16 protein-coding genes are annotated in these 13187 nt (G+C 72.5%); 7 read left to right on the top strand and 9 right to left on the bottom strand.

Going from position 1 to position 13187, the window contains the following annotated elements; all coding sequences use genetic code 11:
- Window positions 1–143 precede the first annotated feature (143 nt).
- Window positions 144–806, top strand: coding sequence for an O-methyltransferase (locus ACZ573_RS02945; RefSeq protein WP_030385883.1), 663 nt, complete (start codon window positions 144–146; stop codon window positions 804–806).
- Between the two features lie 159 nt (window positions 807–965).
- On the opposite strand, the gene ACZ573_RS02940 is transcribed toward ACZ573_RS02945, so the two are convergent.
- Window positions 966–1133, bottom strand: a complete 168-nt coding sequence (locus ACZ573_RS02940) for a DUF3117 domain-containing protein (protein ID WP_003966491.1) — start codon at window positions 1131–1133, stop codon at window positions 966–968.
- A 333-nt stretch (window positions 1134–1466) separates the two neighbouring features.
- On the opposite strand from ACZ573_RS02940, the gene chcB reads away from it, so the two are divergent.
- Window positions 1467–2270 (top strand): 2-cyclohexenylcarbonyl CoA isomerase, encoded by an 804-nt coding sequence (chcB, locus tag ACZ573_RS02935; protein ID WP_471298175.1) that lies wholly within the window; start codon window positions 1467–1469, stop codon window positions 2268–2270.
- Between the two features lie 25 nt (window positions 2271–2295).
- Here chcB and ACZ573_RS02930 read toward each other — a convergent pair whose 3' ends face one another.
- Both ACZ573_RS02930 and ACZ573_RS02925 read right to left on the bottom strand, forming a co-directional pair.
- A complete protein-coding gene (locus ACZ573_RS02930; RefSeq protein WP_471298172.1) occupies window positions 2296–2874 on the bottom strand; it encodes a DNA-3-methyladenine glycosylase I in 579 nt (192 codons plus the stop codon).
- Window positions 2871–3221 (bottom strand): DivIVA domain-containing protein, encoded by a 351-nt coding sequence (locus ACZ573_RS02925; protein ID WP_471298169.1) that lies wholly within the window; start codon window positions 3219–3221, stop codon window positions 2871–2873. Before ACZ573_RS02925 ends, ACZ573_RS02930 begins: the two co-directional genes overlap by 4 nt.
- A 76-nt stretch (window positions 3222–3297) precedes the next feature.
- Here ACZ573_RS02925 and folP point away from each other — a divergent pair, with 76 nt between their 5' ends.
- The gene (folP, locus tag ACZ573_RS02920) at window positions 3298–4158 is read left to right on the top strand and encodes a dihydropteroate synthase (RefSeq protein ID WP_471298166.1); all 861 of its coding nucleotides are present in this window, start codon (window positions 3298–3300) and stop codon (window positions 4156–4158) included.
- Window positions 4159–4199: 41 nt separating this feature from the next.
- Here the strand turns inward: folP and ACZ573_RS02915 are convergent, their stop codons facing one another.
- Entirely contained in the window at window positions 4200–4967 is a 768-nt protein-coding gene (locus ACZ573_RS02915) for an LOG family protein (RefSeq protein WP_471298163.1), read from the bottom strand.
- Window positions 4968–5031: 64 nt separating this feature from the next.
- Window positions 5032–6111, bottom strand: coding sequence for a succinyl-diaminopimelate desuccinylase (gene dapE / locus ACZ573_RS02910; protein ID WP_471298160.1), 1080 nt, complete (start codon window positions 6109–6111; stop codon window positions 5032–5034).
- Between the two features lie 87 nt (window positions 6112–6198).
- On the opposite strand from dapE, the gene ACZ573_RS02905 reads away from it, so the two are divergent.
- Window positions 6199–7176 carry a hypothetical protein gene (locus ACZ573_RS02905; RefSeq protein WP_471298157.1) on the top strand — a complete coding sequence of 326 codons (978 nt, stop codon included), beginning with the start codon at window positions 6199–6201 and terminating at the stop codon, window positions 7174–7176.
- A 253-nt stretch (window positions 7177–7429) separates the two neighbouring features.
- Window positions 7430–7798, top strand: a complete 369-nt coding sequence (locus tag ACZ573_RS02900; protein WP_471298154.1) for an ATP-binding protein — start codon at window positions 7430–7432, stop codon at window positions 7796–7798.
- Window positions 7799–7873: 75 nt separating this feature from the next.
- On the opposite strand, the gene dapC is transcribed toward ACZ573_RS02900, so the two are convergent.
- Window positions 7874–8968, bottom strand: coding sequence for a succinyldiaminopimelate transaminase (dapC, locus tag ACZ573_RS02895; protein WP_471298151.1), 1095 nt, complete (start codon window positions 8966–8968; stop codon window positions 7874–7876).
- A 108-nt stretch (window positions 8969–9076) separates the two neighbouring features.
- Window positions 9077–9406 carry a ferredoxin gene (fdxA, locus tag ACZ573_RS02890; protein ID WP_030011906.1) on the bottom strand — a complete coding sequence of 110 codons (330 nt, stop codon included), beginning with the start codon at window positions 9404–9406 and terminating at the stop codon, window positions 9077–9079.
- Window positions 9407–9523: 117 nt separating this feature from the next.
- Between fdxA and ACZ573_RS02885 the strand changes: the two genes are divergently transcribed.
- Together ACZ573_RS02885 and ACZ573_RS02880 are read left to right on the top strand one after the other, a co-directional pair.
- Window positions 9524–10510 carry a GNAT family N-acetyltransferase gene (locus ACZ573_RS02885; RefSeq protein ID WP_471298147.1) on the top strand — a complete coding sequence of 329 codons (987 nt, stop codon included), beginning with the start codon at window positions 9524–9526 and terminating at the stop codon, window positions 10508–10510.
- On the top strand, window positions 10507–11301 hold the full coding sequence (locus ACZ573_RS02880) for a transglutaminase family protein (RefSeq protein ID WP_471298144.1): 795 nt from the start codon (window positions 10507–10509) through the stop codon (window positions 11299–11301). Before ACZ573_RS02885 ends, ACZ573_RS02880 begins: the two co-directional genes overlap by 4 nt.
- A 124-nt stretch (window positions 11302–11425) precedes the next feature.
- Here ACZ573_RS02880 and ACZ573_RS02875 read toward each other — a convergent pair whose 3' ends face one another.
- Together ACZ573_RS02875 and ACZ573_RS02870 are read right to left on the bottom strand one after the other, a co-directional pair.
- Complete coding sequence (locus tag ACZ573_RS02875) at window positions 11426–12043, bottom strand: response regulator transcription factor (protein WP_373040923.1); 618 nt, start codon at window positions 12041–12043, stop codon at window positions 11426–11428.
- Window positions 12040–13134, bottom strand: coding sequence for a sensor histidine kinase (locus ACZ573_RS02870; RefSeq protein ID WP_471299033.1), 1095 nt, complete (start codon window positions 13132–13134; stop codon window positions 12040–12042). Before ACZ573_RS02870 ends, ACZ573_RS02875 begins: the two co-directional genes overlap by 4 nt.
- Between the last annotated feature and the right edge of the window lie 53 nt (window positions 13135–13187).

The following is a 13187-nucleotide window of genomic DNA, read 5'->3' as shown; positions in this document are numbered from 1 at the left end:
TGCAGTATCTTTACGCGAGGCTTAAGCCCTGGAGCGGTCCTGGCCGCCGATCTGCCCGGCACCGTCCCTTCTCATCCCGCCTCCACCCTGCACAACGCCCGGTCCCATCTGCGGGTTCCCGACGTCAACGGATACAGTCACCGTTGCGCCAACTATGGGGACAGGAGAGGGTCATTACCGGCAACCGGCAGACGAGCTGGGCGTTCGCCGACGCGTTTGTCGCCGAGGACGACGCTCTGCGATGGGCCCGCGACCGGTCCAGGGAAGCGGGCCTGAGGTCCGTCTCCCCCGGTACCGGGGCCGCGCTGCGCCTGCTGGCCGCCACCGCGGACGCCAAGGCGGTCGCCGAGATCGGCACCGGAACGGGCGTCTCAGGCATCCACCTGCTGCACGGAATGCGCCCCGACGGGGTGCTGACCACGGTGGATCCCGAGGCCGACCGGCAGGCTTTCGCCCGCCAGGCCTTCCGCGCCGCGGGCTTCGCGGGCAACCGCGCCCGCTTCATCCCCGGCCGCGCGCTCGACGTGCTCCCGCGACTCGCCGACGGCGGATACGACCTCGTCTTCTGCGACGGGGACCCCTCCGAGTCCCTCGACTACCTCGCCGAATCGTTGCGGCTGCTGCGCCCCGGCGGACTGGTGTGCTTCGAGGGGGTCTTCTCCGACGGCCGCACGGTCGACTCCGCGGCCCAGCCGGTGGAGGTGCTGCGCGTCCGCGAGCTGCTGCGCAGCGTCCGCGAGAGCCCCGCGCTGGAGGCCGCGCTGCTCCCGGTGGGCGACGGGCTGCTGTGCGCCGTGCGCCGCTGAGCCGCCGGCGGGCCTCGCAGTCGGCGAAGGCGGCAGCGCGGGCGGGCGGGCGGGCGGGGTGACGACACAACGCTGCCCCGGCCGCGGGTTCGCGGTCGGGGCAGCGCAGAGAATGCGGAAAAGCAGAAGGTGGAAGTGCTGTCGGTGTCCCCCGTGGGGTCAGCCGACGACCTTCTTCAGGGCGTCACCCAGGGCGTCCGCCTCATCAGGGGTCAGCTCGACGACAAGCCGACCGCCGCCCTCGAGCGGTACGCGCATGACGATGCCCCGCCCCTCCTTGGTGACCTCGAGCGGGCCGTCGCCCGTCCGCGGCTTCATGGCCGCCATGCTCGTTCCCCTTCCTGAAACCAGCTCATCGTCAGCCGACGGCCCCATTCAGGCGCCTAATACCCGGCATCGAACACATTGCTTCCCAGCCATTATCCCGCATGTCAGGACCCGATGACCAACATCGCATGGGAACGCTTGGGCAACGCGCTCGACCAAAACCACTCATTTCGGGGATCCGCCTGCGATACTTCGCCGCCGCACCCGGGAAGCGGCACCGGCTTTCTTTGACGCACATCACATGTGCGCGCCACGTCCGGTCCGCCATGCTGACCTCTGTACCGGACAGTACCGACCGGTAGCCAAGCCCGCGACGAAGGGGGACCCCCTGCCATGGCCGACAGCGTGCTCTACGAAGTGACCGACGGACTCGCCACCATCACGATCAACCGCCCGGACGCGATGAACGCGATGAACACCGAGGCCAAGGTCGCCCTGCGCGACGCGGTCCAGGCGGCGGCCGCCGACACCGCCGTACGGGCCGTACTGCTCACCGCGGCCGGGAACCGGGCCTTCTGCGTGGGCCAGGACCTCAAGGAGCACATCGGGAACCTCGCCTCGGACCGCGAGAGCGGCACCTCGCTGACCATGACCACGGTGGCCGACCACTACAACCCCATCGTGCGGGCGCTCACCGAGATGCCGAAGCCCGTGGTGGCCGGCGTGAACGGCGTCGCGGCCGGGGCGGGCTTCGGCTTCGCGCTGGCGGCCGACTTCCGGGTCGTCGCCGACACCGCCTCCTTCAACACCTCGTTCGCCGGGGTGGCGCTGACCGCCGACTCCGGGGTCTCGTGGACCCTCCCCCGCCTCATCGGCGCCTCCCGCGCCTCGGACCTGCTGCTGTTCCCGCGGTCGGTCAAGGCCCAGGAGGCGTACGAGCTCGGCATCGTCAACCGGCTCGTGCCCGCGGACTCCCTGCACGCCGAAGCGGAGGCCGTGGCCCGCACGCTGGCCGCCGGCCCGACGGTCGCCTACGCCGCGCTGAAGGAGTCCCTGGCCTACGGGGCCTCCCACACGCTCTCCGAGGCCCTGGCCCACGAGGACACCCTCCAGACCCGTGCGGGGGCCTCCGAGGACCACTCCATCGCCGTCCAGGCCTTCCTCGCGAAGCAGCCGCCGAAGTACCTCGGCCGCTGACGCGCGTGCCGCGACCCGGCCGGGCTCAGGCCGGGTCGCGGGAGACGCAGTCGGCCAGGTGGTCGTTGACCAGCCCGCAGGCCTGCATCAGGGCGTAGGCCGTCGTGGGGCCGACGAAGCGGATGCCGGCCTTCTTCAGGGCCTTGGCGAGGGCGGTGGATCCGGGCGTGACCGCCGGGACCTCGGTGACCGTGAGCGGGGCCGGTCCCGGTTCCTCGGGGGCGTGGGACCAGATCAGCGTGTCCAGCTCGCCCGGCTCCCACCCGGCGAGGACCTTCGCGTTGGCCAGGGTCGCCTCGATCTTGGCCCGGTTGCGGATGATCCCCTCGTCGGCCAGCAGCCGCTCCGCGTCGCGGTCGTCGAACTCCGCGACCGCCGCGATCGAGAAGTCCGCGAAGGCCTTACGGAATCCCTCGCGGCGCCGCAGGATCGTGATCCAGGACAGCCCCGACTGGAACGCCTCCAGGCACAGCCGTTCGTAGAGGGCGTCGTCCCCGTGCACCGGACGGCCCCACTCGGTGTCGTGGTAGATGACGTAGTCCGGCGTGGACAGCCCCCACGGACAGCGCAGCAGCCCGTCCGCACCCGCCACCGAACCGCTCACCGCTCGCCGCCCTTGCTGAGGTCGACGTGCCCGGGCGCGTCCGCCGGGGCGGCGGGTGCCGCCGCGGCCGTCAGCTGCGCGATCCGCGCGTCCCGCTCGGCCAGTTCGGCCGCGAGCCGCTCCAGTACGTCGTCCACCTCGGCCATCCGGTACCCGCGCGGGGCGACCGGCAGCCGCAGCGCGTCGATGTCGGCCCGTACGACGGGCCGCGTCTCCGGCAGCCCGTCCGCGACCCGGTCCGGCTCCGCTTCCGGCAGGACGGCCTCCGAGCCGCCGCCGATCACCGCCAGGGTGACCGCTGCCACGACCACGACCAGCGCGATCATCAAGAAGAAGAACACGATCAACTCCCCTGAGAGACTCCGGCCACCAGGTTAAGGTCGCAGGCGAGGCGCAAGGGCCGCCGAAGGAGGAAAGAGCAGGATGCTGCGACTGGGCAGGCGCGAGTTCGACACCCACGAGCCGGTGATCATGGCCATCGTGAACCGGACTCCGGACTCCTTCTACGACCAGGGCGCGACGTTCCGCGACGAGCCGGCGCTGGACCGGGTCGAGCACGCGATCGCCGAGGGCGCCGCGATCATCGACATCGGCGGGGTCAAGGCGGGCCCGGGCGAGCACGTGGACGCGGCCGAGGAGGCGCGGCGCACCGTCGGCTTCGTGGCCGAGGTCCGGCGCCGCCACCCGGACGTGGTGATCAGCGTGGACACCTGGCGGCACGAGGTGGGCGAGGCGGTGTGCGAGGCCGGGGCCGATGTCCTCAACGACGCCTGGGGCGGGGTGGACCCCAAGCTCGCGGAGGTCGCCGCGCGGTACGGCGTGGGCCTGGTCTGCACCCACGCGGGCGGGGTGGAACCGCGCACCCGGCCGCACCGGATCGCGTACGAGGACGTCATGGAGGACGTGCTGCGCGTGACGGTCGGGCTGGCGGAGCGGGCGGCGGCGCTGGGCGTCCGCCGGGACGCGATCATGATCGACCCCGGACACGACTTCGGGAAGAACACCCGGCACTCGCTGGAGGCCACGCGCCGGCTGGACGAGATGACGGCGACGGGCTGGCCGGTGCTGGTCTCCCTGTCCAACAAGGACTTCGTCGGCGAGACCCTCGACAAGCCGGTCAAGGAACGCCTGCTGGGCACTTTGGCGACGACGGCCGTCTCGGCCTGGCTGGGCGCGCAGGTCTACCGCGTCCACGAGGTCGCGGAGACCCGCCAGATCCTGGACATGGTCCGCTCCATCCAGGGCCACCGCCCCCCGGCGGTAGCCCGCCGCGGCCTGGCCTGAGGCCTTCCGGGCCCGGGCCGGATGCGGCCCGGGCCCTTCGCCTACTTGCCGACTTCCTTCGTCACCAGCGCGATCGCCTCGTCCACGTCGTCGGTGACGTGGAACAGGTAGAGGTCCCTCTCCGAGGCCTTGCCCTGGGCGATCACGGTGCCCCGCAGCCAGTCGATCAGGCCGCTCCAGTACTCCGTGCCGAACAGCACGATCGGGAAGCGGGTGATCTTCTGGGTCTGGACCAGGGTCAGCGCCTCGAACAGCTCGTCCAGCGTGCCCAGGCCGCCCGGCAGGACGACGAAGCCCTGGCTGTACTTCACGAACATCGTCTTGCGGACGAAGAAGTACCGGAAGTTCAGGCCGAGATCGACGTGCTGGTTGAGCCCCTGCTCGAAGGGCAGCTCGATGCCGAGGCCGACCGAGACGCCGTTCGCCTCGCGGGCGCCCTTGTTGGCCGCCTCCATCGCACCCGGACCGCCGCCGGTGATCACCGCGAAGCCGGCGTCGACCAGCGCGCTGCCGATCCGCACGCCCGCGTCGTACTCGGGCGAGCCCTCCGGCGTACGGGCCGATCCGAACACACTGATCGCGGGCGGCAGCTCGGCGAGCGTGCCGAAGCCCTCGATGAACTCCGACTGGATGCGCAGGACCCGCCAGGGATCGGTGTGCACCCACTCGGAGGGCCCCGCCGAATCCAGCAGCCGCTGGTCCGTCGTACTGCCCGCCTGCACCTGGCTCCGCCTCCTCAGCACCGGCCCGAGCTGCTGCTCCTCGGGCCGACGACGAGCGGAACCCTCGGGACTGCCGTGGTTGCCCATGCTGTGCTCCCTCCTGCTGATCGTTGGATCAGGGTAGGCGCACAAAGGTGACGAGAAGCGGAATTCAGGAGGTCAGCCAGGCGCGCAGTCGTTCCTCGCAGTGCAGGATCGCCTTCGTCTCGACGCGTTCGTCGACCTTGTGCGCCAGCAGGGCGTCGCCCGGGCCGTAGTTGACCGCCGGGACTCCGAGGGCGCTGAAGCGGGAGACGTCCGTCCAGCCGAACTTGGGCATGGCGCGGCCGCCGACCGCCTCCATGAAGGCCTTGGCGGCCGGGTGGGAGAGGCCGGGGAGGGCGCCGGGCGAGGAGTCGTCGACCACGAATTCGGCGATGTCGCAGTCCGCGAACACCTCCCGTACGTGGGCCAGCGCCTCAGCCTCGGTGCGGTCCGGGGCGTAGCGGAAGTTGACGGTCACCGTGCACGCGTCGGGGATGACGTTGTTGGCGACGCCGCCCTCGATGCGGACCGCGTTGAGGCCCTCGTGGTACTCCAGGCCGTCGATGACCGGCTTGCGGGGCTCGTAGGCCGCGAGGCGGGCGAGGATGGGGCTCGCCGAGTGGATGGCGTTGGAGCCCATCCAGCTGCGGGCGGAGTGCGCGCGCTCGCCGGCGGTGCGCAGCAGGACGCGCAGGGTGCCCTGGCAGCCGCCCTCGACCTCGGCGTCCGAGGGTTCCAGCAGGACCGCGAAGTCTCCCGTCAGCCAGTCGGGGTGGGCGGCCGCGACCTTGCCGAGGCCGTTGAGGTCGGCGGCGACCTCCTCCTGGTCGTAGAAGACGAAGGTGAGGTCCCGGTTCGGCTCGGGCACGGTCGCGGCGATGCGCAGCTGCACGGCGACACCGGACTTCATGTCGGTGGTGCCGCAGCCCCACAGCACGTCGTTCTCGTCGAGGCGGGAGGGGACGTTGTCGGCGATCGGCACGGTGTCGAGGTGGCCGGCCAGTACGACGCGCTCGGCGCGGCCGAGGTCCGTGCGGGCGACGACGTTGTTGCCGAAGCGGTCCACGGTGAGGTGCGCCAGGCCGCGCAACGCGTGTTCCACGAGGTCGGCGAGGACCTTTTCGTCGCCGCTCACGGACGGAATATCGACGAGCCGGGCGGTCAGCTCGGCGGCGTCCAGGGTGAGGTCCAGCTCGGATTCGGACATGGAACTGACCCTAACGCCCCGGGATGCGACGAAGCCTCGTACGTCCGGCCGGTGGACGCGTCATATGCCTCAAGTACGGTGGGCCGCGTGTCCGAGACCCGTGATCCCCGTCCTCGTCGCCGCCGGATGCTCCGGGCGGTCGTCGGCCTGCTCGTTCTCCTCGCGGTGATCGGGTACTTCGCCGTGCAGCACGATTCGAACGGTGGCGGCGGCGCCCCGTTCTGCGTGGCGAGCGCGGATCCGGTCGGCGAGAACGAAACCTCTGAAACGTACGAAATGTCGCCCGAGCAGGCGGCGAACGCGGCGACGATAGCCGCCGTCGGCGTCGCCAAGGGCCTTCCCGACCGGGCGGTGACCATCGCGCTGGCGACCGCCATGCAGGAGTCCGCGCTGCGCAATCTCGATCACGGCGACCGGGACTCGCTGGGCCTCTTCCAGCAGCGGCCGTCGATGGGCTGGGGCACTCCGGAGCAGATCAGGGATCCGGTCTACTCGGCCGGGATCTTCTACGACCACCTCGTCGACGTGCCGGGGTACTCGCGCCTGCCGCTGACGGTGGCCGCGCAGAAGGTGCAGCGCAGCGGGTTCCCGCAGGCGTACGCGAAGCACGAGCCCGACGCGACCGTGCTGACGGCGGCCTTCGCCGGCGGCGGCACCCTGAACTGCGGCGGGCCCGCGCCCACCGGGCCCGGCGACCCGGAGAAGGTACGGGCCGGCCTGATCCGGATCTTCGGCAAGGACGGGATGCACACCATGTCCCCGCAGGGCGGCCAGGCCGGCCGGAACGCCGGCGGCGGCCGGACGGTCCCGGAGGCCGAGGTCACCCTGACGGAGAAGAAGGCCGGCGACGAGGCCGCGGTCCGCCGCAGCCGGTCCATGGCCCACTGGGCGGTGGCCAACGCGAAGGCGATGGGCATCTCCCGGGTGTCCTACGACCGCCACGGCTGGATCGCGGGCACCAACCGGGGACGGTGGCAGGACAAGGGCGGCGCGGGGACCAAGGACGGCGCCAAGGACCTCCACAACGCGGGCCCGGGCGAGGTACGGATCTTCATGGCCCGCTGATCCGCTCCGCGGCGGGGCACACACCGGGGGCGCCCGGGCTCACGTGCGAGTGATCACCCCTGCGGGGGGATCCGGGTAGCGGGACACGGACCCCCGAATCGGACGGAAGCCCTGGTCGGCGCGCATCCAATGCGCTTTTCCCGGAAGCCGATTAAACGATGCGTTACCGATCCTTTACCCACCGGCACCGCAACTCCACCCGCCCCGGGAGCGGTTAGCACGGCGTACTCAGCCGCTACCGCTTAGGAGCAACATGTCCCTCCCCCTGACCCGCCGGATCGCCCGTGCCGCGCTGCTGATCGCAGCCGGGGCAGCGCCCGTGGTCGGTGCGGCCGGCGCGGCCAGCGCCGCCGGTCTGGAGTCCGTGCCGCAGCTGGGCCAGCTCACCGCCCCCGACACCGCCGCGACGGCGGACGCGGCCACGGGCGCCGTCGAGACCGCCGGCAGCGCCACCAAGAGCCTGCCGGCCCCCGCCTCCGACGTGGCCGGCACCGCACAGGGCCTGCTCGGCGGGCTCCCCACGGCGCAGGAGCTGCCGGTGTCCTCGCTGCCGACGTCTTCGCTGCCGACGTCCGGTGTCCTGCCGGGCGGTCTGCCGGGCGGTCTGCCGCTGGGCGGCTGACGCCGCAGGAACCGCCGAGGGGGCCGGGAGTGCGAACTCCCGGCCCCCTCGGGCGTTTCCGTCGTGGACCCCCGGTCAGCCGAGGCGCTTGACCGCCGCCTCGACCCGCTCGTCGGTGGCGGTGAAGGCGACGCGCACGAACCGCGCGCCCGCCTCGCCGTAGAAGTCGCCCGGCGCGACCAGGATGCCCAGGCCCGCCAGGTGGGCGACGGTGTCCCAGCAGGGCTCGTCGCGGGTCACCCACAGGTACAGGCTCGCCTCGCTGTGCTCGACCCGGAAGCCGTGCGCCTCCAGGGCCGTACGCAGCGCCGCGCGGCGGGCCGCGTAGCGCTCGCGCTGCTCCTCGACGTGGGTGTCGTCGCCGAGGGCCGCGACGGTGGCCGCCTGCACCGGGGCGGGGGTCATCATGCCGCCGTGCTTGCGGATCTCCAGCAGCTCGCCGAGCACGGCCGCGTCACCGGCGACGAAGGCCGCCCGGTAGCCGGCCAGGTTGGAGCGCTTGGAGAGGGAGTGGACGGCCACGATGCCCTCGTACGAGCCGCCGCAGACGTCGTCGTGGAGGACGGAGACGGGCTCGGCCTCCCAGCCCAGCTCCAGGTAGCACTCGTCGCTGAAGAGCAGGATCCCGTGCTCGCGCGCCCAGGCCACGATCCGGACGAGGTCCTCCTTGGCGAGGACCTGGCCGGTGGGGTTGGACGGGGAGTTGAGCCACAGCAGCTTCACACCGGCCGGGTCGAGGTCCATCGGGTCGTCGTAGACGACCGCCTCGGCGCCGCACAGCCGCGCCCCGACCTCGTACGTGGGGTAGGCGAGCCGGGGGTAGGCGACCTTGTCCCCGGCGCCCAGGCCCAGCTGGGTCGGCAGCCAGGCCACCAGCTCCTTGGAGCCGACGACCGGCAGGACGTTGCGGTGCTCGGCCGCGCTCGCGCCGAGGCGGCCGCGCACCCAGCCGGTGATCGCGTCGCGCAGGGCGACGGTGCCCCACACGGTCGGGTAGCCCGGGGAGTCGGCGGCCTCGATCAGGGCGCGCTGGATCAGCTGCGGGACCGGGTCCACGGGCGTGCCGACCGACAGGTCGACGATGCCGTCCGCGTGGGCCGCCGCCGTGGCCTTGTACGGCTCCAGCTTGTCCCAGGGGAAGGCGGGAAGACGGTCGGATACTGCGGCCACGGTGGTCTCTGCTCTCTCTGAGTGCTGGTGTGTACGGGTGCCGGAAACACGTCGGTCCCGTGCGGCGGGAAGGCCGTACGGGACCGAGGGGCGCGTCTGCCTGAAAGGTCAGTGCTCGCCGTTGATACCGGCGGGCAGCGCCGCGACGAAGGGGTGGTCGCGCTCGATCAGACCCAGCTTCGAGGCACCACCGGGCGAACCGAGCTCGTCGAAGAACTCGACGTTCGCCTTGTAGTAGTCCTTCCACTCCTCCGGAGTGTCGTCCTCGTAGAAGATGGCCTCGACCGGGCAGACCGGCTCACACGCACCACAGTCGACGCACTCGTCCGGGTGGATGTACAAGGACCGCTGGCCCTCGTAGATGCAGTCGACGGGGCACTCTTCGATGCATGCCTTGTCCTTGACGTCGACACAAGGCTCCGCGATGACGTAGGTCACGCTCTCGTTCCTCCTCGGTAGGGCTTTCCATATCGCGCGGGAGCGCGGCGTCGTCGATGCCCGCACCTAGTATCTCCGTTCCCGGGCACGATCCGAACAGGAGGGGCGGACAGAGCTGTGGAAATCACTGCCGGTGGACTGCTGGAGGTCCGTATTACCCCGGCTGACGTGGGTAAACGAGTCTCTGTACGACGGGTGGAGGCCGTAGTGAGCGGATCACCCGAGTTCACGGACACGGTCGGGGTTCTCACATCCTGGGACCAGGGTGTGCTGCTGATCACAAAGAAGGACGGACAATCCGTCCGCATCTCGGAATCCTCGCTGGTGGCGGGCAAGATCGTGCCTCCGGCGCCGGCCCGGCGACGGGGTCCCGCGGCCTCCTTCGAGGAGCTTTCGCGGGTCGCCGCGCGGGCCTGGCGGCCGCTGGAGAGCGAGCAGCTCGGCGGGTGGACGCTGCGGGCGGCCGCCGGATTCACCCGGCGGGCCAATTCCGTGCTGCCGCTCGGCGATCCGGGGATACCGCTGGACGATGCACTCGCGCGAGTGACCTCCTGGTACGCGGAGCGGTCGCTTCCGGCCTATGTGCAGGTGGCGACGGGGGCCGCCGGCACCCAGGAGGTGCTCGGCGCGGAGCTGGAGCGGCGCGGCTGGGTGAACGAGGTGTCGGCGGAGGTACGGATCGGGGCGCTGGCGCCGGTGGGCGACGTGGACGCGCCCGCGGCCGGGGACGTACGCCTGACCCGGGTCCCGGACGAGGAGTGGCTCGGGCGCTACGGGAAGGTGAGCGACCCGGACCTGGCCCGGCGGATGCTGGTGGAAGGGCCGTCGGTGTGGTTCGCGGCGCTGCCCGGGGGCCGGGCCATCGGGCGCTGCGTGGTGGACGGGCGGTGGGCCGGCTTCGCGGCGGTGACCGTGGATCCCGCCCACCGGCGGGAGGGCCTGGCGACGGCGGTGATGGCCGCGCTGGCCCGGCGGGCGCTGGAGGAGGGCGCGTCGGCGGCGTGGCTGCAGGTCGAGACGGACAATCCGGGGGCACTGGCGCTGTACGACGGGCTGGGCTTCGCCACGCACCACATGTACCACCACTACCGGGCGGCCTCGTGAGTGCGGCGGCCTGGCGGGAGCAGTTCGCGGCCGAGGCCCGGGCGGAGCGGCCCGACCTGGCGCTGCTGTGCCTGCTGCTGGCCACCGAGGGGGACCCGGAGCTGGACGAACGCGCCATGGACCGGGCACAGATCGAGCTGGACCGGCTGGCCGGGATGCTGCCGTACGGGCTGCGCGGCGGGCGGGCGTGGGCGAACGCGGTGACGGAACTGCTGGGCGGGCGCCTCGGGTTCCACGGCACCCCGGCGGACTACGACCGGCTGTCGTCCTCGCTGCTGCACGAGGTGCTGAGGCGGCGGCGCGGGCTGCCGATCCTGCTGTCGGTGGTGTGGCTGGAGGTCGCCCGGCGGGCCGGGGCGCCGGTGTACGGGCTGGGGCTGCCGGGGCACTTCGTGGTGGGCTTCGGGGACCCGGAGGAGGGCGTGGTGGTGGACCCGTTCGCGGGCGGCGCGTCCCTGGGCACCGGTCCGGCGGAGCTGGCGTCGGGGCCGCGCGAGCCGGCCCGGACGCTGGACATCGTGCGGCGGATCCTGGCGAACATCCGGGCCTGGGCCGCGGCCCGGCCGGAGCAGTCGGGGGTGGCCCTGTGGGCGGTGGAGCTGTCGCTGCTGCTGCCGTCGCATCCGGCGGCGCTGCGGTACGAGCGGGCGCGGCTGCTGGTGGAGCGGGGCTCCTTCCAGGAGGGGGCGGCCGAGCTCGACGCGTACGCCGGGGTGGTCTCCGCGGTGGACGCCGACGCGGCGGCCCGCATCCACGCGGAAGCCGTCTCGGCCCGCGCCCTCCTGAACTGACCACATCCAGCCCCGCCGGCGTCTGAGGCGCAGGTCCGGGCGGAACCCGGTGCCCGGCGGAGCCGGGTTTCCTGGGGCTCCGCCCCAGATCCCGCGCCTCAAACGCCGGCGGGGCTGAACGGGGCTAGAGCCAGCCCTTCTCCCGGGCCGTGCGGACGGCCTCGGCGCGGTTGCGGGCCGCCAGTTTCTGGATCGCCGTCGAAAGGTAGTTGCGGACCGTGCCCTGGGACAGGTGGAGCCGCGCCGCGAGTTCCGCGTTGGTCGCGCCGCCCTCCGCCTCCCGCAGGACCTCCCGTTCGCGGTCCGTCAGCGGGTTCGCGCCCTCCGCCAGGGCGGCCGCGGCCAGGGTGGGGTCGATGACCCGCTCCCCCTGGAGGACCTTGCGTACGGCGGCCGCCAGCTGCGCGGCCGGGGCGTCCTTGACCAGGAAGGCGGAGGCGCCCGCCTCCATCGCGCCGCGGAGGTAGCCGGGGCGGCCGAAGGTGGTCAGGATGACGATCCGCAGGGCGGGCAGTTCGGCGTGCAGGGCGGCCGCCGCCTCGATGCCCGTCATGCCCGGCATCTCGATGTCCAGCAGGGCCACGTTCACGTCGTGCGCGCGGGCCGCCGCCAGCACCTCGTCGCCGCGGGCCACCTGGACCCGTACCTCGATGTCGGGTTCCAGGCCGAGCAGCGCGGCGAGGGCCTCGCGGACCATCGACTGGTCCTCCGCCAGGAGGATGCGGATGGGACGTGAGGTCATGATCTCGATCCTAGGGGGACCCGGGCGGTGAGGGCGAAGCCGGTCCGGCCGGTGGGGCCCGCCGACAGGGTGCCGCCGAGGGCCTCCAGACGTTCCGTCAGGCCGGTCAGACCGTTGCCGGGACTGCTCTGGCCGCCGCTCGCGCCGTCGTCCGTGACGGTCAGTTCCAGTACCGGCCCGTCGAGGGTCTGGCTGGTCTCCAGGGTGACCCGGCAGCGCTTCGCGCCGCTGTGCCGCACCACATTCGTCACCGCTTCGCGCAGGGACCAGGCCAGGGCCGATTCGGCCGCCTCGGGCAGGTCGTCGGCCGGGGCCGCCGGGAGCTCGGCCAGTACGCCCGCCGCGGCCAGGGCCGTGCGCGCGCCCGCGAGTTCGCCGGGGAGGGTGGGCCGCCGGTAGCCGCTCACCGCTTCGCGTACGTCGACAAGCGCCTGCCGGCTGACCTGCTCGATGTCGGCGACCTGCTGGGCGGCCGCCTCCGGCTGCCCGGGCAGCATCCGGCCCGCCAGCTCGCTCTTCAGCGTGATCAGCGACAGCGAGTGACCCAGCAGGTCGTGCAGGTCCCGGGCCATCCGCAGCCGTTCCTCGTTGGCCGCGAGCTGGGCCACCGTGGCCCGGGCCTCGCGCAGCTCCAGGGTGGTGCGGATCATGGCCCGGACCCCGACCATCGCGAAGCCGCCCATGAGGGCCGGGATCAGCAGGCCCGCCAGGTAGGCGGTGCCGTCCGGGACCGCGTTCGCCGTGACCGCCAGCAGGGCGGTGGTGCCGAGGACGGTCCAGCGGGAGTACCGGCCCGGCAGCGCGGCGCCGGAGGAGATGGCCACGTAGACGAAGAGCACGAGCCATTCGCGGCCCAGGGCCAGCGACAGGCCCATGGCCTCGGCGGAGAGCACCGCCAGCGAGAACAGCACCGTGCGGACCGGCATCGGGCGGGCGGTGCGGAAGACCAGCACCAGGTACCAGGCGACGAAGACCGCGAGGCCCAGGCCGCCGAGCACCCGGGCCCCGGGGCTGTGCCCGCCGCCGGCCAGGTCGGCGACGGGGGCGCTCAGGTAGAAGAGCCAGATGCTGATCCAGAGCATCTTCACCATCTTCTGGTGACGGTTCTCCGGCTGTTTGGCGATCTCGAGGAAGTCCCGGTCCT

It is taken from the genome of Streptomyces sp. NPDC040545 (assembly GCF_055595065.1).
The sequence above is the reverse complement of the archived record's forward strand: the minus strand, read 5'-3'. Positions and strand labels throughout refer to the sequence as shown.